Genomic DNA, 20,995 nt, shown 5'->3' on the forward strand with positions numbered 1-20,995 from the left:
ATTGTAGGAGCGCGGCTTCGGCCGTCGTACCATCGATCACACCGTCCCAAGGAGCACGCCCCGTGGCCAGCCAAGCATCCCGTTTCCTGTTCCTGTTCCTGCTCGGCCTGCTGGTCGGCGGGGTGATCACGGTGATGGGGATGCGCGCGCTGCAGGCGCGGCAGGATCCGTTCCCGCATAGCGTGATGCACGTGATGGCCAAGCAGACCGATGTGCTCAAGGCGAATCTGGCCGCCAACCGCTGCACGGCCAGCGACGCTCTGCCCCGGCTGCAGACGCTGCGCGCGGTCAGCAACGATCTGGAAACTGCGTTCCCCGATCTGGCCGAGGACTCCAGGTTCGTGACCCATGCCGGCCAGCTGCGGGCGACGCTGGACGGCGCGCTGTCGGCGCCGCCGGTCGGCTGCCCGGACACCAAGGCCGTGGTCGCGCGCATCGGCGAGGCCTGCAAGGCCTGCCACGACGACTTCGCGCACTGACCGGCGGCGGAGGATGAACGGCGTCTGATGAGGCCTTCGGTCGGGCCCGTGGCAAGCGGTTTCAATTGATGCCGCGTTCATGGCGATGACAACACGATGCCGGGCACGCGGCGCTTGCCGCATTCCACCTGGCACGCCCGCGGGGCGAAGGAGTCATCCGATGCAGTTCAAAACTCTCGTCCTGATGAGCGCTGGCGTGCTGACCCTGGCGGGCTGCGCTACCACCAGCCCGAACTATGGCTACCGCGATGATTACCGCGGTTCCTCCTATCCGCCCGCCTCGTCGCGCTACTGCGCCGACTGCGGCATCGTCACCCGCATCGATCCGGTCTCCTCCAACCGCAGCGCGCCCACCGGCACCGGTGCGGTGCTGGGCGGCATCGTCGGCGCGGTCGCCGGCCGCGAGATCTCCAAGGAGACCGGCGGCAGCAAGGGCAACAAGAACGTGGCCGCCGTCGCCGGCGCGGTGGGCGGCGCGCTGGCCGGCAACGCGATCCAGGACCGCGTCACCGGCGATACCTATGACGTGACCGTGCGCATGGACGATGGCCGCACCATCGTGATCAACCAGCGCGACCTGGGCGGCGTGACCGAGAACACCTACGTGCGCGTGGTCAATGGCCGTGTGGTGATCCGCTGACCTGTCGGCAGCCGAATGGCAGGCACGAAAAAGCCCGGCTTCCGCCGGGCTTTTTCGTTTGCGCCTGGTCGCGGGGGAACGACCCGCGCGGGCTCAGACAGGCTGGACAGCGTCGGCCTGCAGGCCCTTCTGGCCCTGGACGACGGTGAAGGTCACCTTCTGGCCTTCCTTGAGGCTCTTGAAGCCCTGCGTCTGGATGGCGCGGAAGTGCACGAACACGTCCTCGCCATTCTCACGACTGATGAAGCCAAAACCCTTCGCATCGTTGAACCATTTCACGGTTCCGGTTTCGCGGTCTGCCATTGCGGATCTCCTTGGAACAGGGGTTGGGTACGCCGGGTCGGGCGGCTGGTTGCAAGGAGGAGCCGAGGTACGACGATGTAGCGGATCTTTGGATCTACCGCATCAGGCCACGATTCACGGTGACCTTGGCAAACGCAGCGGCTTGACAGTAGCGCGGCCAATATGAAAAAGCAACGCCCTTCAACGCACGTTCATAAAATCATAACCCCATGTTCCTAAAGGAAAAATAAGTGGAATTACAGACGGCGATGTACGTCTTGGCGGCGCTGATGATCCTGGCCGGCGTGCTCGGCGTGGTGCTTCCGGTACTTCCGGGACTTCCGCTGGCCTTCGCCGGCATGCTGCTTGCGGCATGGGCCGGCGGATTCGAGCAGGTCGGCTGGGTCACGCTGACCGTGCTGGGCCTGCTCACCGCGCTGTCGCTGGCCGTGGATGTGCTGTCCACCGCGATGGGCGCGCAGCGGGTCGGCGCCAGTCGCCTGGCCATCATCGGCTCGGTGATCGGCACCGTGCTGGGCCTGTTCTTCATGCCGCTGGGACTGCTGGTCGGGCCCTTCGCCGGTGCGCTGGTTGGCGAGCTGATCCACGGGCGCGAGCTGCGCCAGGCCGGCAAGGTCGGGCTGGCGACCTGGGTCGGGCTGGTTGTGGGCGTGGTGCTCAAGGTGGGCTTGGCCTTCGCGATGCTGGCGGTGTTTTTGATCGCCTGGTTCTACTAGGCCTGCCCTCGATCTCCCGGAAGGTCCCAACGCCTTCACGCAACGCGTGAAGGCGGCTTTGCCAGAATCCCGCCGCATTGGGCCCAAGGCGGCCTGCGGGGATTGGGGATGTCGGTCGCATGACCTGGATGATCGCGGCAGCGGTGGTGCTGACGCTGGTGGTGGTGCTGCTCGCGCTGAACTTCGCCACGCCGGAGAAAAAACTCGAGCACGTGCCGCCGCATCGCCATGGTGTGGACGATCCGCAGTTCATGCGCGAGATGTCCGTGCTGCTCGGCCCGGCCATCACCCCGGGCAACCGCATCGAGGTGCTCAACAACGGGCACGAGATCTTCCCGGCGATGCTGGACGCCATCGCCGGCGCCCGGCGGACCATCACCTTCGAGACCTATATCTACTGGTCGGGCCGGATCGGACGCGAGTTCAGCCAGGCGCTGGCCGAGCGCGCCCGGCAAGGCGTGCAGGTCAAGGTGACCATCGACTGGGGCGGCAGCCTGAAGATGGACCGGCGCCTGGTCGAGGAGATGGAACAGGCCGGCGTGGAGGTCCATCGCTACCGCCCGCTGGTCTGGTACAACCTGCAGCGCATCAACAACCGCACCCATCGCAAGCTGCTGGTGATCGATGGGCGCATCGGCTTCACCGGCGGAGTCGGCGTGGCCGACCAGTGGCTGGGACAGGCGCAGGATCCGGAGCACTGGCGCGATACTCACTACCGCATCGAAGGCCCGGTGGTGGCGCAGGTGCAGACCGCCTTCAACGACAACTGGATCAAGTCCACCGGCCGGGTGCTCGATGGCGAGGCCTTCTACCCGCTGCTGGATCCCGTCGGCGAGAGTCCGGCGCAGCTTTTCCTGGCCTCGCCTTCCGGCGGCAGCGAGAGCATGCATCTGATGTATCTGCTGGCCATCGCCGCGGCCACGCGCACGATCGACCTGGCCGCGGCCTACTTCGTCCCCGATGCGCTGATCACCCGGTCGCTGCTGGAGGCGCGGGCGCGCGGCGTCGCCATCCGTGTGCTGCTGCCCGGTCCGCATATCGATTCGCTGTCGGTGCGGCTGGCCTCGCGGGCCAGCTGGGGGCCGCTGCTGGAAGCCGGCATCCAGATCAGCGAGTACCAGTCGACGATGCTGCACACCAAGCTGCTGATCGTCGATGGCCTGCTGGTGTCGGTGGGCTCGACCAACTTCGACATCCGCTCGTTCCGGCTCAACGACGAGGCCAGCCTCAACGTCTACGACCCGGCGCTGGCCGAACGCATGACGGCGCTGTACGAGAGCGATCTGGCCAAGGCCACGCCTTATTCCCTGCAGCGCTGGCGCACACGGCCGCTGCGGGAGAAACTGTTCGAAACCCTCATCCTTCCCATCAGGTCACAGCTATGAGCCGCCCGCACCCCCTGCCCCGACTCTTGTCCCTGCTGTGCGTTGCCGCCGCGCCTGGCGCGGCGGCTGCCCAGGACGGCACCACCACCATTACCCCGGCCTCGGTCGAGGCCTGCGGTCTGATCACCGTCGACGCCCAGCGCCTGGCCTGCTACGACACTGCGATCAAGCGCGTGGCGCCCAGCACCGCGCAGGCCGATGCGGCGGCCAGCATCGCCAAGGAGCAGAAGGATCTGGACGCCAGCAGCGCCAAGGCCAAGCGCCGCGGCGGCTCGATGTACGCCGACGACGACTACGACGCGGTGCTGGCCAATGCGGGCAAGGGCTCGCTGCTGGACTCGCGCTGGGAGCTGGCGGCCGCATCCAAGCTGGGCGTGTTCCAGATGCGCGCCTACAAGCCGGTGTACCTGCTGCCGGCGTTCTGGACGTCGAAGAAGAACGAGATGCCCTCCTCGCCCAATCCGGACAACACGGTGACCGTGGCGCAGGACCTGCAGAGCATCGAGACCAAGTTCCAGCTGAGCTTCAAGACCAAGTTCGTGGAGAACCTGTTCGGCGACAACGGCGACATCTGGGGCGGCTATACGCAGAGCTCGCGCTGGCAGACCTACAACAGCGAGGCCTCGCGCCCGTTCCGCGAGACCAACTACGAGCCGGAAGTGATGATGGTGTTCCGCACCAACTATTCACTCGGCGACTGGCACGGGCGCCTGGCCGGGCTGAGCCTCAACCACCAGTCCAACGGCCGCGGCGACCCGCTCTCGCGCAGCTGGAACCGGGTGATCGGCATGATCGGCTTCGACCGCGACAACTGGGCGCTGGTGGTGCGGCCGTGGTACCGCATCCCGGAGGGCCACGACGACGACAATCCGGACATCGAAAACTACATGGGCCGCGGCGACGCCACGCTGACCTACAGCCACGATGGCCACGAGTTCTCGCTGATGGGCCGGCACTCACTGCGCGGCGGCGACCAGTCGCATGGCGCGCTGCAGGCTTCCTGGGGCTTCCCGATCGACCGCAACCTGCGCGGGCATATCGAGATCTTCCACGGCTATGGCGAGAGCCTGATCGACTACAACCACAAGGCCACCTACATCGGCCTGGGCATCTCGCTGCTGGAGTGGTACTGAGGCCCGGCGCTGGCGCGCAGCGGCGCGCCAGCGCGCTTCAAGCCCTCGACTGGGCGATCAACGCCTCAATCGGCGCCGCCAGCTCGTCGAAGCCGCTGCGCACGTCGTAGCGCTGGCCGTTGAGGAAGAAGGCCGGCGTGCCGTTCACGCCGCTGCGCAGGCCGCCGTCCAGGTCGGCCTGGACGCGTTCGAGCAGCGAGCGCGACTGCAGCGCCGACTCGAGCGCATCGGCCCCAAGCCCCAGGGTCTCCAGGAGCTCGGCGTACAGCGACCCGCCGAGCCGGTCCTGGTTTTCGAACAGCGCGTCGTGGGCCGGCCAGAACTTGCTGTGTTGGCCGGCGAATTCAGCCACCAGCGCAGCCGGCAAGGCCTGGGGATGGGCCTGGCTCAGCGGGAAATTGCGGAACACCAGACGCAGGTCGTGGCCGAAGCGGGCCTGCAGCTGGCGCACGACCGGGAAGGCCTGGGCGCAGTACGGACACTGGTAGTCGGCGTACTCGACCAGCGTGACCGGCGCATCGGCCGGACCCTGGGCGTGGTCGTCGGGGCCGACCGGGATGCGAAGCGTGGACATGGGAGTCTCCTTGTGCGGCCGGCTCGGCCTTCAGCCTTTGGGCAGGGCGTCGAGCGCGTCCAGGACGCCGTCCACGCCGGGATTGATCGCGGTGGGCGAGAGATAGCTCCAGGCGATCGTGCCCTGTGCATCGATCACGAACAGGGCGCGCTTGCAGTAGCCGTGCTCGGCATCGTAGGCGCCGTAGCGTCGGGCGACGGCGCCCTTGGGTTCGAAGTCCGACAGCAGCTCGAACCCCAGCTTGCGGTCGGCGATGAAGGCCTGGTGGCACCAGACGCTGTCCACCGAGATGCCGAGCACCGTGGCCCCGGACTTGGCGATCAACGGGAGGGCGGTGTTGAACAGCACCAGCTCGTCGCCGCAGACCGGGCTCCAGTCCGCCGGATAGAACACCAGCACGACCGGCCGGCCGCTCAGCTCATGCAGCGCGAGCGCCTGGTCGGGTGTGGCATTGAGGCTGAAATCCGGCGCCTGCGTGCCGGCCGGGAGAACGGCTATGGGACTGTCTGAGGCGGATATGGCAGCGTTCCTGTCGACCGGATGTCGCCCACTGTCGCGCAGCGACTGGAAACATGGCGTCAGGAAGACCGGCCTGGTCGTGCGCCCGTTCGGCGCGGACCTCTCCCCGGTGGCACGTAGAATGGTCGGCCGTCCCAGGCCTTCTCAAGGAACTCCGCGATGCACGATCCCGGCACCGAGCCACCGCGTTCCGCACGGCTGCGCGGGGGCGGCGCGCGATGAGCCAGACGCCGAGCCATGATCCGCAGACCGTGGTGATCTGGCACAACCCGCGCTGCGGCAATTCGCGTGGGGCGCTGGAGCTGATCCGCCAGGCCGGCATCGAGCCGCATATCGTCGACTACCTCAACGACCCGCCGGATCGGGCCACGCTGACCGCGACGCTGGCGGCCACCGGCCAGCCCCTGCGCGAACTCATGCGCCGCAAGGAGCCCGAGTATGCGCAGCTGGGCCTGGACGATCCGGGCATCGACGATGCGGGGCTGATCGAGGCCATGCTGCGCCATCCGGTGCTGATCAACCGCCCCATCGTGATCACCGCACGCGGGACGCGGCTGTGCCGACCGCCGGAGCAGGTGCTGGCGCTGTTGGCGGACTGAGGGTTACTCGAACCAGCCGCCGCACGAGGTGATGCAGCCGCGCCAAGTGCTGGTGCAGCTGGCGTAATCGGGACTGGGATCGACGCATGTCGGGCCGCCCGGATTGTTCGCTCGCTGGCAGCGCTGTTTGTCCGCATCCTTCACCCAGGGCGAGCACCGCTGCTCGACGTGATCCCGCTGCGCCTGGCAACTGCCCCGCGCGCTCAGCGCCAAGGACTCGGCCGCGTTATTGCACTGCAGGCGCTGCTGGTCGCATTGCTCGGCACAGACGGCACCGGCCGCACTAGCCGGCCGATGCACCTTGTCGGCCCAGCAACCGCTCAGCGCCGAGGCGCACAGCAGGATCGCCACGGCACGAATCGACAGACCGTTTCCCATCGTCACCCTCCCTGTGGCAACGGACCGGAGCTACTGCCAGTCGGTGATGCCTTCGCGGCGGTAGGTCTCGTGGAAGGACGGCAAGGCCTTCATCCGCGCCGCAAACGCCTTGAGCACCGGCCAATCGTCGGTGGGCCGCGGCATGTAGCGCGACCAGCGCATCAGCATGGTCAGCACGAAATCGGCCGCGCTGCGCTGCTCGCCCAGCAGGTAGGGGCCGTTGGCTTCCAGATGGTCGGCCACCTGCTGCCAGGCGTACTCAAGCGCAACGCGCGCGGCGGCCTTGACCGGTTCGATGTTGATCTCGCCCGCCGGTTCGTCCGGATAGAACCAGCTGCGATACGCCGGCATCAGCGTATAGGTGCAGAAGAACAGCCAGCGGTAGTACGCGGCGCGCTCCGGCGTGCCCACGGCCGGGGCGAGGCCGGCCTGCGGATGCAGCTCGGCCAGGTGCATGACGATGGCGGCCGATTCGGTCAGGACCTGCCCGTCCAGCACCAGCGTGGGCACGCGGCCCTGCGGGTTGAGCCGGAGGTACTCGGGCGATCGCTGCGCGCGGGTGTCGAAATCGACCAGCTCCAGCCGGTGCGGGATGTCCAGTTCGATCAGGAGCCAATGCACGACCAGGCTGGCGGTGCTGGGGCTGTAGTAGAGAACGGCGTCGGTCATGGAGGCGGCCTGCGTGGGGGGTCAGTCGCCGACCAGGCGGCCACCGCAGTCCAGCACGCAGTCGCGGTGCGTGGTGGCGCAGGAGGCCGCCGTCGGCTTGGGATCGGAGCGGGCGCCGCCGAGCGTGGCGGGCGCGCTGTGCATCGGCGCGCCGGTGCAGGCCGCGCGCAGCGTGTCGCACTGGCGCGCGCAGGCCTGGCCTTGCGGGGTGGCCGGGCGCAGCAACGTGGTCTCGGACACGCCGGGATCGGTGCTGGCGCAGGCGGCGAGCAGCGGCAGACACGCCGCCAGGATCCATGCTTTCACCACCCCTCCTGCCGCAAACGAACAGGGCCGGAGTATGCACGCCGGCCCTGCTGTCCTGCACGCGTTGGCGCCGCAGCGCTTACGCCGGTTCGACCACCACCGGAATCTTGCCGATCCTTGCCTGCCACTGGCGCGGGCCGGTCTTGTGCACCGACTCGCCGGTGGCATCCACCGCCACGGTGACCGGCATGTCCTTGACCTCGAATTCGTAGATCGCCTCCATGCCCAGGTCCTCGAAGGCCAGCACGCGCGCGGCCTTGATCGCCTTGGACACCAGATAGGCCGAACCGCCGACCGCCATCAGATAGACCGCCTTGTTGTCGCGGATGGCCTCGATCGCCGCCGGGCCGCGCTCGGCCTTGCCGACCATGCCCAGCAGGCCGGTCTGCTCCAGCATCTGCCGGGTGAACTTGTCCATGCGCGTGGCCGTGGTCGGGCCGGCCGGGCCGACGACCTCATCGCGCACCGGGTCTACGGGTCCGACGTAGTAGATGAAGCGGCCCTTGAGGTCCACCGGCAGCGTCTCACCGCGGTTGAGCATGTCCACCATGCGCTTGTGCGCCGCATCGCGGCCGGTGAGCAGCTTGCCGTTGAGCAGCAGCACCTCACCGGGCTTGAAGGTGGTGACTTCCTCGGCGGTGATGGTGTCCAGGTCCACACGGCGCGCGCCCTGCGGGTTGTAGGTCAGCGTGGGCCAGTCCTCCAGCGAGGGCGGGTCGAGCATCACCGGACCGCTGCCGTCCAGGGTGAAGTGGGCGTGGCGGGTGGCGGCGCAGTTGGGGATCAAGGCCACCGGCAGGTTGGCCGCGTGGGTCGGGTAGTCCTTGACCTTGATGTCCAGCACCGTGGTCAGGCCGCCCAGGCCCTGGGCGCCGATGCCCAGCGCGTTGACCTTCTCGTACAGCTCCAGGCGCAGCTCCTCGGCGCGGTTGGAGGCGCCGCGGGCCTGCAGGTCGACGATGTCGATTGGCTCCATCAGCGCTTCCTTGGCCAGCAGCATCGCCTTCTCGGCGGTGCCGCCGATGCCGATGCCCAGCATGCCCGGCGGGCACCAGCCGGCGCCCATGGTCGGCACGGTCTTGAGCACCCAGTCCACGATCGAGTCGGACGGGTTGAGCATGGCGAACTTGGACTTGGCCTCCGAGCCGCCGCCCTTGGCCGCCACGATCACCTCCACCTTGTTGCCCGGCACCACCTTGACGTTGACCACGCCCGGCGTGTTGTCGCGGGTGTTGATGCGCTTGCCGGCCGGATCGGCCAGTACGCTGGCGCGCAGCTTGTTGTCCGGGTCGTTGTAGGCGCGGCGCACGCCCTCGTGGACCATGTCCTCCACGCCCATCGTGGCGTCGTCCCAGCGCACGTTCATGCCGATCTCGAGGAACACGGTGACGATGCCGGTGTCCTGGCAGATCGGGCGGTGGCCTTCGGCGCACATGCGCGAGTTGATCAGGATCTGGGCGATGGCGTCCTTGGCGGCCGGCGATTCCTCGCGCTCGTAGGCGGCGGCGAGGTTCTTGATGTAGTCCACCGGGTGGTAGTAGCTGATGTACTGCAACGCATCGGCCACGGACTGGATCAGGTCTTCCTGCCGGATCGACACCGGCGCGGTGGACGCCGGCGGGGCGGCATGGGTGTGGAGGTTCATGGCTGGCTCGACGCTAGCGGTGGGAAGTGAGGAATCGGGACATTTTAGGCCAAACTGCCGCGCCGGCCCCGCTGTCACACCGGCGCCCGCTCCCGCGTCCTGGGACTCATGCGACCCGCCATCCGTTTCGAAACGCACCGTTCCCGCCTGTTGGCGCTGGCCCATCGCCTGCTGGGCAGCCGCGCAGAGGCCGAGGACGTGGTCCAGGAGGCCTGGCTGCGCTGGCAGGGCGCGGCGCAGGAGGAGATCCGCGACGAGGAGGCCTGGCTGGTCACCGCCACCACGCGTTTGGCGCTGGACCGGTTGCGCGCGGTGCGCAACGCCCGCACCGACTACGTCGGCCCATGGCTGCCCGAGCCGCTGCAGGTGGCGTTGGCCCCCGACCCGGCCGAACGCGCCGAGCAGGCCGAATCGGTGTCCTGGGCCTTGATGGCGCTGCTGGAGCGGCTGGGGCCGGACGAGCGCGCCGCCTTCCTGCTCAAGGAAGTGTTCGACTACGACTACGAGGCGATCGCCGCGTTGCTGGGCCACAGCCAGGCCAACTGCCGGCAGCTGGTGCACCGGGCCCGCGCGCGGCTGCAGGCCGGGCACGCGCGGTTCGAGGTGCCGGCCGATCGCCATCGCCGCCTGCTGGAGACGTTCATGGCCGCCTCGCAGTCCGGCGACCAGGCGGCCATCGCCGCGTTGCTGCGCGCCGATGCGCGGCTGGTATCCGACGGCGGCGGCAAGGTCACCGCCGCGCTGCGCCCGCTGCTGGGCGCCGAGCGCATCGCGCGGCTGTACTGGGCCATCGCCCGGCGTGGCGCCCAGGTGGAGGCGCGCGTGGGCTGGGTCGATGGCGAGCCGGCGATCCTGCGCTTCGTGGACGGCCGGCTGCATTCATTGACCATGCTGGTCAGCGACGGCGAGCGCATCAGCGACATCCTGACCCTGATGAATCCGGACAAGCTGGCCGCCGTGGCGGTCCAGTCGGGCCGCCCGTAGCGCCGACCGTGCGTGTCTGGGTCCGAACCTGGCGACGATCTTCTTCAACCTCCCCTGTGCGGAAGGAGACGCCGGAGCTGTCACGCGAGCCACCTCTGGCGCGTCCTTGCAGGGAAGGCGGCCCTGTCGGTCGCCACGCTGAAAGGATCTTGCGCATGAGCGCCACCACCTTCGCCCGCATCGACTACACCCGCCATCTGCCCAAGGCCACCCAAGCGCTGCTGACGCTCAGCCAGCACGTCCACGGGGGCGTGCTCGAACACGCGCTGGTGGAACTGGTATTCCTGCGCGTCTCCCAGCTCAACGGCTGCGCCTACTGCCTGGACATGCATGCCACGGCGCTGCGCAAGGCCGGCGTGGAGCCGCGCAAGCTCGATACCGTGGCGGCCTGGCGCGACAGCCGCCTGTTCGACGCCCGCGAGCGCGCCGCACTGGCCTGGGCCGAGGGCCTGACCACCCTGCCCTCGGGCGAACCGGAAGAGGCCGCGTACCAGGCGCTGCAGGCGCACTTCGACGAGGAAGCCATCGCCACCCTGACCATGGCCGTGGCCACCATCAACGCCTGGAACCGGCTCGGCGTGGGCCTGCAGCCGCAGATGCCGTGAGGCGCCCGCCGCCGTCAGCGCGGCGGCGGCAGTCCCAACGCGCCGGCCTGGATCGACAGGATCGCCAGCAGTACCGCCAGCAGCACGGCGCCCTGCAGCACGAAGGCGATCCGCGCCGGCCAGCCGCGCGCGGCATAGCCGCAGACGAACAGCAGCGCGATCGGCGCGGCGCCGAAGCCCATCTGGACCCACCAGCCGGGCGTGCCGCCCTTGGGCACCAGAGGCCCGGTCAATCCGATGCCGAACAGCAGCAGGGCCAGGGCATTGCAGAACAGGGGGAGCACGTGGCGCATCGTCCGATTGTGCCCGTCGCCACGCCCGGCTGCAGCGCGGCTCGGCCTTGCGTTCACACAAGGCCATCGGCCTGCAACGCCGCGTCTTCGTGATGGGCGCTGCGTGGGCGTGGGGACGGCGCTAGGCTGCGCGCTCATCTCCAGCCCGGAACACACCATGTCGCTGTCCCTTTACCAAGTCGCCATCCCGTCCCTGCAGCGCGGCCTGCGCCAGCTCTCGCATGTGCTGGAACGCGGCGCGCGCCACGCCGCCGAGGCCGGCCTGGACCCGGCCACGCTGATCCAGGGCCGGCTGGCACCGGACATGCTGCCGCTGGCGGCGCAGGTGCAGCGCGTCAGCGACACCGCCAAGGGCACGGGCGAGCGCCTGTCCGGCGTGCCCTCGCCCAAGCTGGCCGACACCGAGCAGACCTTCGAGGAGCTGCAGGCGCGCATCCAGGCCACCGCCGACTATCTGGCCTCGCTGACGCCCGAACAGGTCGATGGCGGCGCCACGCGCGAGATCACGCTGAAGTTCGGCAAGCTGGGCACGCGCCTGGAAGGCGTGGACTATCTGCTGCAGTTCGGCCTGCCGAACTTCTATTTCCACGTGGTCACCGCCTACGACATCCTGCGCCACCACGGCGTGCCTGTCGGCAAGCTCGACTACCTGGGCCCGATCGGCACGCCGATCACCGAGTGAGCTTCACGCTGGCGCACCGGCGCAGCCTCGCGCCGGTGTGCGCAGCGGACCCGCGATCGCCAGCTTTGCCGGCCCTGCGCAGGGTTGGCATCATGGTCGACCGCTTGTGCGATCCGTTGTGCCGAAGATGAAGATCCCGTTTCCCCCGCTGCTGCAGGACTGGCTGGGCGTGATCCTGCCCGCCGCGCAGGTCCTGCTGATCCTGCTGCTGACGCGGCTGCTGCAGCTGCTGCTCAAGCGCCTGATCGGCCGCGCCGCGGCGCGCTACGACCTGCCGCCCGAACTGGCCATGGGCGTGCGCCGGGTGCTCAACACCGTGCTGCTGATGGCGGCCACGCTGCTGATCCTGGAGCGTCTTGGCGTGTCGGGCACCGTGCTGTGGACGGCGTTCACCGGCTTTGCGACCGTGGGCGCGGTGGCCTTCTTCGCCGCGTGGAGCGTGCTGTCCAATATCTTCTGCACGTTCCTGATCTTCATCGTGCGTCCGTTCCGCCTGTACGAAACGGTGGAACTGCTCGAGAACGGCGAGAAGCCCGGCATCAAGGGCAAGGTGATCGACGTCAACCTGCTCTACACCACCCTGCAGGAAGAATCGGCCGGCGACGGCGCGCCGGCCACCTCGGTGCAGGTGCCCAACAACTGGTTCTTCCAGCGCGGCATCCGCCGCTGGCGCGACGCGCAGCGCATCGCCGGCAGCTGACTCAGCGCAGCTGGCTGTCCTTGCTGCCGCGGCGGTTGTAGCCGCTGGCGGACTTCTGTTCGGCATCGTGCGCGGCCTGGCACTGCACGCACAGGCGCACGCCGGGGATGGCGTCGCGTCGCGCCTTCGGGATCGGGGCATCGCATTCTTCGCAATGGGTCAGCCCGGGACCGCTGGGCAACTGGCTGCGGGCGCGCTGGATCGCGTCCTTCACCGTCGCATCGATCTGGTCCTGCACCGCGCCATCGTTGGCCCAACCGGTGGCCATGGCCGTCTCCTGCCTGTGGACGAGTCCCCGACCCTACGCCGATCCACATGAATCCGCAGCGAGCCGCGCCGGCCAGACGCCAGCGCCCGGCCGGATCGGTGCGGTTTCGCTAGCATGCCCGGCTCCACCGCCGCCGGGCCGCCCGCGCATGCCGTCTGCCATCGAAGAAGTCCGCGACGCCGGCGCGGTCGACCCGGCCATGCTGGTCGAGCGCGGCACGCCGCTGGTCCTGCGCGGCCTGTGCGCGCACTGGCCGATGGTGCAGGCGGCGCGGCGCTCGGACACCGAGTTCGCCAAGCTGCTGGCCGCGCACGACAGCGGCGCGGCGGTGGACACGCTGCTGATGCCGCCGGAGGCCAACGGCCTGGTCGGCTACGACGCCACGCTGGAGGGCTTCAACTACCAGCACTTCAAGGTGTCGGTGACCGATGTGCTGACCCGGCTGGCGCAGTACAGCCGCCGCGAAGGCCCGGTACACGGCGTGGCCCTGCAGAGCGCACCGATCGCCGGCTGCCTGCCCGGCCTGCTGGCCGACCATGCGATCGAGGGCCTGCCGGCCACCATCGCGCCGCGGCTGTGGCTGGGTAACCGGGTCACCACGCCGGCGCACTTCGACGCCTTCCACAACATCGCCGTGGTGGTCTGCGGGCGGCGGCGTTTCAGCGTGTTCGCGCCGGAGCAGGTGCGCAATCTCTATATCGGTCCGCTGGACTTCGCGCCGACCGGCGCGGCGATCAGCCTGGCCGACCTGGACGATGACACGGCGCAGTTCCCGCGCCTGGCCCAGGCGCGCGAACACGCCTTCGTCGCCGAGCTGGCGCCCGGCGATGCGCTGTACCTGCCGCCGCTGTGGTGGCACCACGTCGCCTCGCTGGAGCGCCTGAACGCGCTGGTGAACTTCTGGTGGCAGCCGACCCTGGCCGATGGCCGCGCCCCCAGCCCCGGGATCGTGGCGCTGCTGCATGCGCGCCTGGCCTTCGCCGGCCTGCCCACGCACGAGCGCCAGGCCTGGCGCGCGCTGCTGGAGCACTACGTCTTCGGCGAGGAAGACCCGGCCGCGCATATCCCGGAAGCCAGGCGCGGCGTGCTGGGCGCGCTGGATGCGCAGGCCCTGGCGGCCTTGCGCCAGCGCATCGCCAATTCGCTCTAGGCCCCGGGCGCTGATCCCGCGTTGACGCCGGCGCCGTCACCCTCTCCTTTCACCTTGCGGAGCTTGACCATGGAACAGACCGTCCATCCCTTTTCCGAACTGTTCGCCCAGCTCGGCCTGGCCTCGGACGAGCGCAGCATCCGCGCCTTCATCGCCGAACACGCGCCGCTGCCCGATGCGATGCGTCTGGAGGAGGCCCCGTTCTGGTCGCCGGCCCAGGCCCAGCTGCTGCGCGAGGAACGCATCGACGATGCCGACTGGGCGGTGGTGGTCGATCAGCTCAATGTCGCCCTGCACGCCACGCCGAGGCCTGAATCCTCAGTCGTTCCGGGCCTGACCTGATTGTCATGCCCGCAGCGGCGCATTTGCCAGGAACCCAAGCGCACGCGTGCTATCACCGGCACACACCCGACACCGCCCGGAGTTGCGCCATGCGTCGTCTGCCCGTGTTGCTCGCCGCGCTCATCGCCCTGCCCGCCCTGGCTCACCACGGCTGGAGCAGCTATGACGCCAACAAGACCTTGAAGATCTCCGCACCACTCGCCCAGGTGCAGTACCGCAACCCGCATGCCGAAGTCGGCGTCGACTACCAGGGCAAGCGCTGGAACGCGGTGCTGGCGCCGATCAGCCGCATGACCTCGCGCGGCCTGCCGGACGGCGCGCTCGTAGTCGGCAAGACCGTGACCATCGAAGGCTATCCGCGCCTGGACGGCACGGCCGAACTGCGCGCCGAACGCATCACCGTGGACGGCAAGACCATCGAGCTGCGCTGATCTCGCAGCGCCGTGGACGCGATGGCCTGGGCCCAGCAGCTGGAAGCCTCCGCGCTGGGCCAGTGGATGCGGGCCGGCTGGGGCTATCCCTTCGCCAACGTGCTGCATCTGGGCGGGCTGGTGCTGCTGCTCGGCAGCATCGGCCTGCTCGACCTGCGCCTGCTGGGCTTCGGCCGGCGGCTGGAGCTGGAACAGGTCTCGCGCCTGCTCACGCCGCTGGGCATCGTCGGGCTGCTGGTGCTGGTGGTCACCGGCGTGATGCTGTTCAGCGCCGACGCCACCGCCCTGCTCGGCAACCGCATGATGCAGTTCAAGCTGATCGCCATCGCCGTGGCGGTGATCAACGCGCTGGCCTTCCGCCTGTGCTTCGGCGGAAGGTTGCAAGCCTGGCGCCATCGCCCGCCGCCGCTGGGACGCGCCATGGCCGCGCTCTCGCTGCTGGCGTGGCCAACCATCCTGGTCGCCGGCCGGATGATCGCCTACACCTGAGCCCGTGCGCTCCGCCCCTCCCCTTGCGCAGCAGGGGGAGGCCGGGAGGGGGGGTTGGATCAGGTCGAGGGTTGCTTGGTGCGAAGCATTCGAAGCAGAAGCAAAGGCAAATGCTGGATTCCCGCCTTCGCGGGAATGACGACCTGAAGGAGCGGCGGATCAGCGGATGAAGCAAGACAGAAGCCTGTTTGCCGCCCGAACTTCAGCCCCGCGCACGATCCAGCCCGCTTCATCCACCAATCATCCTGCGCCAGGCAGGCCCGGCTAGGCTGGACCCTTGTTCGATATGCCGCAACAGCGGCAGGAGCGCTCCGCGTTGCGATCCCTGATCCTGCTGGCACCCATCGCCTTGTCCGCGGCCCTGGCCGCCTGCACGCCCACCAAGACCCCGGAAGTCGCCGCTCCCGCTCCATCGCCGCAGACAGCGCCGGATGCCTCACCGCCCGACACGCCGATCCAGCACGCCGACTACGACTGCGAGGGCACCCACATCGCCGCGGCCTTCTTTGGCCAGGCACGTGCTGAAGTGACGCTGGACGCGCGTCTGCTGGTGCTCAAGCCCGCTCTCGCCGCCGATGGCGCGCGCTATGCCGACGATGCCGGCAACGCCTTCTGGGTTAAGGGCATGGACCGGGCCACGCTGACGCTCGCCCAGGACCCCCATGACAAGATCTGCACGGCGCTCCCGCCGGAAGCGCCACAGCGCTGACGGACCGCAGCCAGCGTCAGCGCGCCTGCCGCAGCGCGCGCTGCACGGCCGCCTGGGCCAGCGGCGCCATCACCGCATAGCCGGCCGCGTTGGGATGCACGCCGTCGCCGGAGACCTTCGCATCCAGGCCACCCTGCCCGTTGTCCAGCGCGCTGTAGTAGTCCAGATACACCGCGCCGGTGCGCTGGGCGTACTGCCTGATCCAGTCGTTGAGCGCGCGGATCTTCGGTGCCGGCTGCAGGCCGGGCTTCCACGGGTAGTCGCTGGCCGGCAGCACCGAGGCCAGCACCACGGCGATGCCGTTGGCCTTGGCCAGCTGCGCCATCGAGGCCAGGTTGTCCTGGATCATCTGCGGCGTGGCCGGCCCGGTATTGCCGGCGATATCGTTGGTACCGGCCAGGATCACCACCACGGCGGGCTTGAGATCGATCACGTCCTGGCGGAAGCGCACCAGCATCTGCGGCGTGGTCTGCCCAGAGATGCCGCGGTTCACGTAGGGCTTGCCAGGGAAGAACGTCTCGCTCCCGGTCTTTCCCCAGCCTTCGGTGATCGAATCGCCGAAGAACACCACGCGCCGCTCACCGGGCGCCGGCGCGGCCAGCGCCGCGTTCTCATCGCGATAGCGCGACAGCTGCGGCCAGTCGGCCAGCTGCCGCTGCATGGCCTGCACCTGTTCGGCGCTGGGCGTCTGCGCGGAGACGTTGCCGCTCATCGCGGCGATCAACAGTAACACCGGCAGGCCGGCACGAGGCAGTACGCGCTTGAACATGAGTCCCTCCCAGGCATGTCATGCGGACCAGTCTATCGCCTCGTGCCGGCGCGTCCGATCAGGGCTTGGGCTTGTCCGTCTTCTTGTCGGCCGCGGCCTTGTCCGCCGCCGCCTTGCGCTCGGCCGCATCCTTGACCGCCGCGGCGAAGCGCGGTTCATCGCGCAGCAGCTTGGACTGCGGGTCCAGCGTGTAGAGGTCGTTGTCCTGCAGCGCGACATGGCCGCGGCCGTCGGTCATCGGCACGGTGACAGTGCGCCCGCTGTTGGGGCCGATGCGCACGTCTACCGGCATCGGGAACGGCAGGTCGTCCGGCGTCTTCCAGCGCAGCGACAGGCCGCTGGCATCGCGCTCGGCGATCAGCTCCGGCAGCGCTGCGCGATACAGGTACACGTCGAAGAACCAGCCGTAGTCCTTGCCGGTGACCTTGTTGACGATGTCGATGTAGTCCCTGGTCGAGACATAGCGCGGCTTGAAATGGCCCGGCCGCGGATGCGCGCTGCCGTACACCGCCAGGCGGATCGAGGTGAAGAACGCCTCGTCGCCGATCAGCGAGCGCAGCGTGTGCAGCATCAGCGAGCCCTTGTAATAGATGTCCAGGCCCGCGCCGTGCTCGCGGTTGTAGACCGCCTCCTCGGTCTGCGACTTGCCGCTGACGATCGGCACGCGGTTGGTCACCGCGGCGCGCTGGTCCAGCAGCGCGGCGTGGTAGTCCATCTCGCCGCGCAGGTACTGCAGGTACAGCGGCTGCATATAGCTGCCGAAGCCCTCGTGCAGCCACATGTCGTCCCAGTCGGCGTTGGTCAGCTGGTTGCCGAACCACTCGTGCGAGAACTCGTGCTGCATCAGCCAGTCGTAGCCGTACTTGTCCTTCTTGTAGTCGTTGCCGTAGGCGTTGATGGTCTGGTGTTCCATGCCCAGGTGCGGGGTCTGCACCACACCGACCTTCTCATCGCCGAACGGATACGGGCCGATCTGGCTCTCGAAGAAGTCCAGCATCTTGGGCAGCTCGTCGAACAGCGCCTTGGCCTGCGCGTCCTTGTCGCCCTTCAGATACCAGTAGGCCAGCGGGATGGTGTTGCCGTAGCGGCTCTTGTAGCTGCCGCTGAGCTGCTCGTACGGGCCCACGTCCAGGGCGATGGCGTAGGTGTCCGGGTTCTTGGCGCGCCAGTGGTAGGTGCGCCAGCCGTTGCGCTCCTGCATGCCGACGAACACGCCGTTGCCCGGCGCCACCAGCGGCGCGGGCACGGTGATGTGCTCGTCCACCAGCGCGGGCTCGCCCTGCGGATGGTCGATGCACGGCCACAGCAGATCGCAGCCCTCGCCCTGGATGGCCGAGGCCACCCACGGCTCACCGGTGGGCGCGGTCGCCCAGACGAAGCCGCCGTCCCAAGGCGCGCGCTTGGCCACGTGCGGCTGGCCGGCATAGACCACGCGCAGCTTGACGCTGGCGCCGGCCGGCACCTGCCGCGGCAGGGTCACGCGCATGCGGCCTTCGGGGTTCTGCCAGGCCTCGCGGGCCACCGGCTTGCCGTCCACCTCGACCCGGCTGACCGCGTACTCCGGATCCAGATCGACCACCAGCGCCTGCAGCGGGGAGATCGCCTTGAAGGTCAGCGTCGCATCGCCCTCGATCCGGCGCTGGTCGGGAATCACCTTGAAGCCCAGGTCGGCGTGCTCGAAGCTCACCGCCAGCTGCTCCGGCGTGCGCGGCAGGCCGGTCTGCTTGGTCACGGGACTGAGCTCGGCGCCGTGCGCCTGGGACACGCAGGCCAGCGCAAGCGCCAGGGTGGAGACGAGCAGACGGGAACGGGACATGGCAGGCCTGGCGGAAAGGGAAACCGGCGCAGCGTGCCAGCAAACCGCCGCCGCTGCATCCATCCGAAGTCATGCCCGCTGGGATGCCTGGCTCAATCGTCTTCGGCCGCGGCCTCGCGCCCCTGCTGGCGGATCATGGCCTCCATCCGCGCCTCGTTGATCGCCTCGCGCACGCCGTCCAGATCGGCGGTGCGCGTATCGGGCGTGAACTCGCCGGTCAGCACCGTATCCGGCTGCAGCGCGCCGGCCTCGAACAGCGCCCACATCTCCTCGCCATACCAGGTGTCCAGCAGCTCCGGCGCCCAGCGTCCCAGGCTGGCGGTGAGATTGTTGACGTCGCGCAGCAGCATGCGTCGCGCCGCGTTGTTGCCGCCGGCGCTGACCACCTGCGGGAAATCGATTACCACCGGGCCGTCGGGGCCGACCAGCACGTTGTACTCGGACAGATCGCCGTGGATCAGGCCGCAGCACAGCATGCGCACCACCTGGCGCATCAGCACCGCATGGAACGCGCGCGCCTGGTCGGCTTCCAGTTCGACCTCGCCCAGGCGCGGGGCACTGAAGCCCTCGGCATCGGTCACCAGTTCCATCACCAGCACGCCGTGGAAGTAGCCGAAGGGTTCGGGCACGCGCACACCGGCGTCGCGCAGCTGATAGAGGGCATCGACCTCGGTGTTCTTCCAGGCGACCTCGGCCTGCTTGCGGCCGTACTTGGTCGCCTTGCCCATGGCGCGGGCCTCGCGGCTGCCGCGCACCTTGCGCCCTTCCTGGTACTGCACGCGCTGCTGGAAGCTGCGCTGGGCCATGTCCTTGTAGACCTTGGCGCAGCGCACTTCGTCGCCGGCACGCACCACGTACACCGAGGCTTCCTTGCCGCTCTTGAGCGGTCGCAGCACCTCGTCGATCACACCATCGTCGATCAAGGCCAGCAGGCCGGGGGGAGTCTTCATCGCGTCATGCCAGGGGACTTGCGTCGCAGGTCCGTTGCGGGCGGGCCAGTGTCGCATCCCCGGGGCGAGCGGTGTTGAAGATCCCATCGCGATTCACAGCCGGCGGCCTGCCCTCGGGCTTGTCGCGACGGCCGGGCTGGCCCTACAGTCGCGCACCGCCGCGCCCTCGCGGCACTGCCGAAGGGACGACAGCGCCGATGCATCCGGTCAGCACCATGGAAGTGTTCCTGATCGCCATGGCGATCATCTTCTGCGTCCCCTTCCTGATCTGGCGGCTGGGCCGCACCGAGTACTTCGCACCGCTGGTGGTGGTGCAGATCATCACCGGCATCCTGCTCGGGCCGGGCATCCTGGGCGCGGCGCTGCCGGGCTATTACGCATTCGTGTTCACCCCACAGGTGGTGCAGATCCTGACCGGCCTGGGCGGCTGGGCGGTGATGCTGTTCGTGCTGATCGCCGGAATCGAGCTGGACCTCAGCCAGGCCTGGGCCAACCGCCGCGAGAGCGGCGTCACCGCCGGCCTGGCGCTGGGCGTGCCGCTGCTGTTCGGCGGGCTGGCGGCGGTCGGGCTGCTGCGCTTTCCGGGCTGGATCGGTGCGCAGGGCCAATCCTGGCAGTTCGTCACCGGCGTGGGCATGGCCTGCGCGGTGACCGCACTGCCGATCCTGATCCTGCTGATGGAGAAGCTGGCGATCCTGCGCCAACCCATCGGCCAGCGCATTTTGCGCTATGCCAGCCTGGACGACATCGCCATCTGGGGCGTGCTGGCCCTGGTCCTGCTGGACTGGGAGCGGATCGGCCGGCAGGTCGGCTTCCTGGTCAGCTTCGCCGTGGCCTGCGTGCTGTTCCGCAGGCTGATGCGCGCGATCGGCGAGCGCGACCGCTGGTACGTGATGCTGATCTGGCTGGCGCTGTGCGCCTTCGGCGCGGACTGGTCGGGCCTGCACTTCATGGTCGGCGCGTTCCTGGCCGGCGTGGTGATCGACGCACACTGGTTCGACCAAGCCGACATGGACCGCCTGCGCCACAACGTGCTGCTGGTGATGATGCCGGTGTTCTTCCTGAGCACGGGCCTGCGCACCGCCTGGAGCGTCGGTGGCGCGACCGTGTTCCTGGCCGCGCTGGTGCTGCTGGTGGCCGCCGTCGCCGGCAAGCTGGCCGGCGTGCACCTGGCCGGCCGCCTGCTGAAGTGGAAGCCCGGCGAGGCCAGCCTGATCGGCTGGCTGCTGCAGACCAAGGCCCTGATCATGATCATCTTCGCCAACATCCTGCTGGACAAGGCGATCATCACCAGCGCCACCTTCACCGCCCTGCTGCTGATGGCCGTGATGAGCACCATGCTCTCCATCCCGATGGCCACGCCGCGGCTGCGGCGGCTGGCGAAACAACAGGAGTGAGTGAAGAGGAGTGAGGAGTGAGCAGAAGCGGATTGCTTTCGCCCTGACTCACTTCTCACTGCTC

At 68.8% G+C, this 20,995-nt stretch carries 28 protein-coding genes; 16 read left to right on the forward strand and 12 right to left on the reverse strand.

Annotated elements, in window-relative coordinates; translation table 11 throughout:
- The first annotated feature begins 62 nt into the window (after nt 1-62).
- On the forward strand, nt 63-479 hold the full coding sequence (locus WFQ05_RS03770; protein ID WP_130518039.1) for a hypothetical protein: 417 nt from the start codon (nt 63-65) through the stop codon (nt 477-479).
- Between the two features lie 160 nt (nt 480-639).
- Nucleotides 640-1,119: a glycine zipper 2TM domain-containing protein gene (locus tag WFQ05_RS03775; protein WP_337052696.1), complete on the forward strand. Its 480-nt coding sequence runs from the start codon at nt 640-642 to the stop codon at nt 1,117-1,119.
- A 93-nt stretch (nt 1,120-1,212) separates the two neighbouring features.
- Here the strand turns inward: WFQ05_RS03775 and WFQ05_RS03780 are convergent, their stop codons facing one another.
- Complete coding sequence (locus WFQ05_RS03780) at nt 1,213-1,422, reverse strand: cold-shock protein (protein ID WP_130518035.1); 210 nt, start codon at nt 1,420-1,422, stop codon at nt 1,213-1,215.
- Nucleotides 1,423-1,670: 248 nt separating this feature from the next.
- Between WFQ05_RS03780 and WFQ05_RS03785 the strand changes: the two genes are divergently transcribed.
- The 3 genes from WFQ05_RS03785 (at nt 1,671) to WFQ05_RS03795 (ending at nt 4,656) form a co-directional block, all read left to right on the forward strand.
- A complete protein-coding gene (locus tag WFQ05_RS03785) occupies nt 1,671-2,138 on the forward strand; it encodes a DUF456 domain-containing protein (RefSeq protein ID WP_130533447.1) in 468 nt (155 codons plus the stop codon).
- Between the two features lie 119 nt (nt 2,139-2,257).
- Nucleotides 2,258-3,523 carry a phospholipase D-like domain-containing protein gene (locus WFQ05_RS03790; protein WP_337052697.1) on the forward strand — a complete coding sequence of 422 codons (1,266 nt, stop codon included), beginning with the start codon at nt 2,258-2,260 and terminating at the stop codon, nt 3,521-3,523.
- The gene (locus WFQ05_RS03795) at nt 3,520-4,656 is read left to right on the forward strand and encodes a phospholipase A (RefSeq protein WP_337052698.1); all 1,137 of its coding nucleotides are present in this window, start codon (nt 3,520-3,522) and stop codon (nt 4,654-4,656) included. Before WFQ05_RS03790 ends, WFQ05_RS03795 begins: the two co-directional genes overlap by 4 nt.
- A gap of 37 nt (nt 4,657-4,693) precedes the next feature.
- Here WFQ05_RS03795 and WFQ05_RS03800 read toward each other — a convergent pair whose 3' ends face one another.
- Both WFQ05_RS03800 and WFQ05_RS03805 read right to left on the reverse strand, forming a co-directional pair.
- Complete coding sequence (locus tag WFQ05_RS03800; RefSeq protein ID WP_337052699.1) at nt 4,694-5,230, reverse strand: thioredoxin domain-containing protein; 537 nt, start codon at nt 5,228-5,230, stop codon at nt 4,694-4,696.
- Nucleotides 5,231-5,260: 30 nt separating this feature from the next.
- Nucleotides 5,261-5,887 carry a redoxin domain-containing protein gene (locus WFQ05_RS03805; RefSeq protein WP_337052752.1) on the reverse strand — a complete coding sequence of 209 codons (627 nt, stop codon included), beginning with the start codon at nt 5,885-5,887 and terminating at the stop codon, nt 5,261-5,263.
- 80 nt (nt 5,888-5,967) lie between these two features.
- On the opposite strand from WFQ05_RS03805, the gene arsC reads away from it, so the two are divergent.
- Nucleotides 5,968-6,348, forward strand: coding sequence for an arsenate reductase (glutaredoxin) (gene arsC / locus WFQ05_RS03810; RefSeq protein ID WP_337052700.1), 381 nt, complete (start codon nt 5,968-5,970; stop codon nt 6,346-6,348).
- Between the two features lie 3 nt (nt 6,349-6,351).
- Here the strand turns inward: arsC and WFQ05_RS03815 are convergent, their stop codons facing one another.
- The 4 genes from WFQ05_RS03815 to WFQ05_RS03830 form a co-directional block, all read right to left on the reverse strand.
- Entirely contained in the window at nt 6,352-6,726 is a 375-nt protein-coding gene (locus WFQ05_RS03815) for a hypothetical protein (protein ID WP_337052701.1), read from the reverse strand.
- Between the two features lie 30 nt (nt 6,727-6,756).
- A complete protein-coding gene (locus WFQ05_RS03820; RefSeq protein WP_337052702.1) occupies nt 6,757-7,395 on the reverse strand; it encodes a glutathione S-transferase family protein in 639 nt (212 codons plus the stop codon).
- A 21-nt stretch (nt 7,396-7,416) separates the two neighbouring features.
- Entirely contained in the window at nt 7,417-7,701 is a 285-nt protein-coding gene (locus tag WFQ05_RS03825) for a hypothetical protein (protein ID WP_130533213.1), read from the reverse strand.
- A gap of 79 nt (nt 7,702-7,780) precedes the next feature.
- Complete coding sequence (locus WFQ05_RS03830; RefSeq protein WP_130518019.1) at nt 7,781-9,346, reverse strand: fumarate hydratase; 1,566 nt, start codon at nt 9,344-9,346, stop codon at nt 7,781-7,783.
- Between the two features lie 108 nt (nt 9,347-9,454).
- On the opposite strand from WFQ05_RS03830, the gene WFQ05_RS03835 reads away from it, so the two are divergent.
- A complete protein-coding gene (locus WFQ05_RS03835) occupies nt 9,455-10,330 on the forward strand; it encodes an RNA polymerase sigma-70 factor (protein ID WP_337052703.1) in 876 nt (291 codons plus the stop codon).
- 155 nt (nt 10,331-10,485) lie between these two features.
- Nucleotides 10,486-10,935 (forward strand): carboxymuconolactone decarboxylase family protein, encoded by a 450-nt coding sequence (locus WFQ05_RS03840; protein ID WP_337052704.1) that lies wholly within the window; start codon nt 10,486-10,488, stop codon nt 10,933-10,935.
- Nucleotides 10,936-10,949: 14 nt separating this feature from the next.
- Here the strand turns inward: WFQ05_RS03840 and WFQ05_RS03845 are convergent, their stop codons facing one another.
- A complete protein-coding gene (locus WFQ05_RS03845; protein WP_130518013.1) occupies nt 10,950-11,228 on the reverse strand; it encodes a hypothetical protein in 279 nt (92 codons plus the stop codon).
- Nucleotides 11,229-11,385: 157 nt separating this feature from the next.
- Between WFQ05_RS03845 and WFQ05_RS03850 the strand changes: the two genes are divergently transcribed.
- Nucleotides 11,386-11,910 (forward strand): DUF1993 domain-containing protein, encoded by a 525-nt coding sequence (locus WFQ05_RS03850; RefSeq protein WP_130518011.1) that lies wholly within the window; start codon nt 11,386-11,388, stop codon nt 11,908-11,910.
- A gap of 127 nt (nt 11,911-12,037) precedes the next feature.
- Nucleotides 12,038-12,610, forward strand: a complete 573-nt coding sequence (locus WFQ05_RS03855) for a mechanosensitive ion channel family protein (protein ID WP_337052705.1) — start codon at nt 12,038-12,040, stop codon at nt 12,608-12,610.
- Between the two features lies 1 nt (nt 12,611).
- Here the strand turns inward: WFQ05_RS03855 and WFQ05_RS03860 are convergent, their stop codons facing one another.
- Nucleotides 12,612-12,878, reverse strand: a complete 267-nt coding sequence (locus WFQ05_RS03860; RefSeq protein WP_130518006.1) for a DksA/TraR family C4-type zinc finger protein — start codon at nt 12,876-12,878, stop codon at nt 12,612-12,614.
- Nucleotides 12,879-13,026: 148 nt separating this feature from the next.
- On the opposite strand from WFQ05_RS03860, the gene WFQ05_RS03865 reads away from it, so the two are divergent.
- The 5 genes from WFQ05_RS03865 (at nt 13,027) to WFQ05_RS03885 (ending at nt 15,999) form a co-directional block, all read left to right on the forward strand.
- On the forward strand, nt 13,027-14,028 hold the full coding sequence (locus WFQ05_RS03865; RefSeq protein WP_337052706.1) for a cupin-like domain-containing protein: 1,002 nt from the start codon (nt 13,027-13,029) through the stop codon (nt 14,026-14,028).
- Nucleotides 14,029-14,097: 69 nt separating this feature from the next.
- Nucleotides 14,098-14,370, forward strand: a complete 273-nt coding sequence (locus WFQ05_RS03870) for a DUF2789 domain-containing protein (protein ID WP_337052707.1) — start codon at nt 14,098-14,100, stop codon at nt 14,368-14,370.
- A gap of 89 nt (nt 14,371-14,459) precedes the next feature.
- On the forward strand, nt 14,460-14,801 hold the full coding sequence (locus WFQ05_RS03875; protein ID WP_130517999.1) for a DUF6152 family protein: 342 nt from the start codon (nt 14,460-14,462) through the stop codon (nt 14,799-14,801).
- Between the two features lie 12 nt (nt 14,802-14,813).
- Entirely contained in the window at nt 14,814-15,290 is a 477-nt protein-coding gene (locus WFQ05_RS03880) for a hypothetical protein (protein ID WP_337052708.1), read from the forward strand.
- A gap of 286 nt (nt 15,291-15,576) precedes the next feature.
- Nucleotides 15,577-15,999 (forward strand): MliC family protein, encoded by a 423-nt coding sequence (locus tag WFQ05_RS03885; RefSeq protein WP_337052753.1) that lies wholly within the window; start codon nt 15,577-15,579, stop codon nt 15,997-15,999.
- Between the two features lie 16 nt (nt 16,000-16,015).
- On the opposite strand, the gene WFQ05_RS03890 is transcribed toward WFQ05_RS03885, so the two are convergent.
- The 3 genes from WFQ05_RS03890 to WFQ05_RS03900 all read right to left on the reverse strand — a co-directional run bounded on the left by WFQ05_RS03890 (nt 16,016) and on the right by WFQ05_RS03900 (nt 19,534).
- Nucleotides 16,016-16,711: an SGNH/GDSL hydrolase family protein gene (locus WFQ05_RS03890; protein WP_337052754.1), complete on the reverse strand. Its 696-nt coding sequence runs from the start codon at nt 16,709-16,711 to the stop codon at nt 16,016-16,018.
- A 115-nt stretch (nt 16,712-16,826) separates the two neighbouring features.
- On the reverse strand, nt 16,827-18,584 hold the full coding sequence (locus WFQ05_RS03895; protein WP_337052709.1) for a M1 family metallopeptidase: 1,758 nt from the start codon (nt 18,582-18,584) through the stop codon (nt 16,827-16,829).
- 92 nt (nt 18,585-18,676) lie between these two features.
- Nucleotides 18,677-19,534, reverse strand: coding sequence for a PA4780 family RIO1-like protein kinase (locus WFQ05_RS03900; protein WP_130517991.1), 858 nt, complete (start codon nt 19,532-19,534; stop codon nt 18,677-18,679).
- A gap of 197 nt (nt 19,535-19,731) precedes the next feature.
- On the opposite strand from WFQ05_RS03900, the gene WFQ05_RS03905 reads away from it, so the two are divergent.
- Nucleotides 19,732-20,931: a cation:proton antiporter gene (locus WFQ05_RS03905; RefSeq protein WP_337052710.1), complete on the forward strand. Its 1,200-nt coding sequence runs from the start codon at nt 19,732-19,734 to the stop codon at nt 20,929-20,931.
- Nucleotides 20,932-20,995: the final 64 nt, after the last annotated feature.

Source organism: Pseudoxanthomonas sp. USHLN014 (assembly GCF_037153335.1).
GTDB classification, from domain to species: domain Bacteria; phylum Pseudomonadota; class Gammaproteobacteria; order Xanthomonadales; family Xanthomonadaceae; genus Pseudoxanthomonas_A; species Pseudoxanthomonas_A winnipegensis.

Bases quoted from the DNA above. Each gene is read 5' to 3' on its own strand.
- WFQ05_RS03775 (WP_337052696.1), top strand. From the start codon at position 640: ATGCAGTTCAAAACTCTCGTCCTGATGAGCGCTGGCGTGCTGACCCTG.
- WFQ05_RS03780 (WP_130518035.1), bottom strand. From the start codon at position 1,422: ATGGCAGACCGCGAAACCGGAACCGTGAAATGGTTCAACGATGCGAAG.
- WFQ05_RS03785 (WP_130533447.1), top strand. From the start codon at position 1,671: ATGTACGTCTTGGCGGCGCTGATGATCCTGGCCGGCGTGCTCGGCGTG.
- WFQ05_RS03790 (WP_337052697.1), top strand. From the start codon at position 2,258: ATGACCTGGATGATCGCGGCAGCGGTGGTGCTGACGCTGGTGGTGGTG.
- WFQ05_RS03795 (WP_337052698.1), top strand. From the start codon at position 3,520: ATGAGCCGCCCGCACCCCCTGCCCCGACTCTTGTCCCTGCTGTGCGTT.
- WFQ05_RS03800 (WP_337052699.1), bottom strand. From the start codon at position 5,230: ATGTCCACGCTTCGCATCCCGGTCGGCCCCGACGACCACGCCCAGGGT.
- arsC (WP_337052700.1), top strand. From the start codon at position 5,968: ATGAGCCAGACGCCGAGCCATGATCCGCAGACCGTGGTGATCTGGCAC.
- WFQ05_RS03815 (WP_337052701.1), bottom strand. From the start codon at position 6,726: ATGGGAAACGGTCTGTCGATTCGTGCCGTGGCGATCCTGCTGTGCGCC.
- WFQ05_RS03820 (WP_337052702.1), bottom strand. From the start codon at position 7,395: ATGACCGACGCCGTTCTCTACTACAGCCCCAGCACCGCCAGCCTGGTC.
- WFQ05_RS03830 (WP_130518019.1), bottom strand. From the start codon at position 9,346: ATGAACCTCCACACCCATGCCGCCCCGCCGGCGTCCACCGCGCCGGTG.
- WFQ05_RS03835 (WP_337052703.1), top strand. From the start codon at position 9,455: ATGCGACCCGCCATCCGTTTCGAAACGCACCGTTCCCGCCTGTTGGCG.
- WFQ05_RS03840 (WP_337052704.1), top strand. From the start codon at position 10,486: ATGAGCGCCACCACCTTCGCCCGCATCGACTACACCCGCCATCTGCCC.
- WFQ05_RS03845 (WP_130518013.1), bottom strand. From the start codon at position 11,228: ATGCGCCACGTGCTCCCCCTGTTCTGCAATGCCCTGGCCCTGCTGCTG.
- WFQ05_RS03850 (WP_130518011.1), top strand. From the start codon at position 11,386: ATGTCGCTGTCCCTTTACCAAGTCGCCATCCCGTCCCTGCAGCGCGGC.
- WFQ05_RS03855 (WP_337052705.1), top strand. From the start codon at position 12,038: ATGAAGATCCCGTTTCCCCCGCTGCTGCAGGACTGGCTGGGCGTGATC.
- WFQ05_RS03860 (WP_130518006.1), bottom strand. From the start codon at position 12,878: ATGGCCACCGGTTGGGCCAACGATGGCGCGGTGCAGGACCAGATCGAT.
- WFQ05_RS03865 (WP_337052706.1), top strand. From the start codon at position 13,027: ATGCCGTCTGCCATCGAAGAAGTCCGCGACGCCGGCGCGGTCGACCCG.
- WFQ05_RS03870 (WP_337052707.1), top strand. From the start codon at position 14,098: ATGGAACAGACCGTCCATCCCTTTTCCGAACTGTTCGCCCAGCTCGGC.
- WFQ05_RS03875 (WP_130517999.1), top strand. From the start codon at position 14,460: ATGCGTCGTCTGCCCGTGTTGCTCGCCGCGCTCATCGCCCTGCCCGCC.
- WFQ05_RS03885 (WP_337052753.1), top strand. From the start codon at position 15,577: ATGCCGCAACAGCGGCAGGAGCGCTCCGCGTTGCGATCCCTGATCCTG.
- WFQ05_RS03890 (WP_337052754.1), bottom strand. From the start codon at position 16,711: ATGAGCGGCAACGTCTCCGCGCAGACGCCCAGCGCCGAACAGGTGCAG.
- WFQ05_RS03895 (WP_337052709.1), bottom strand. From the start codon at position 18,584: ATGTCCCGTTCCCGTCTGCTCGTCTCCACCCTGGCGCTTGCGCTGGCC.
- WFQ05_RS03900 (WP_130517991.1), bottom strand. From the start codon at position 19,534: ATGAAGACTCCCCCCGGCCTGCTGGCCTTGATCGACGATGGTGTGATC.
- WFQ05_RS03905 (WP_337052710.1), top strand. From the start codon at position 19,732: ATGCATCCGGTCAGCACCATGGAAGTGTTCCTGATCGCCATGGCGATC.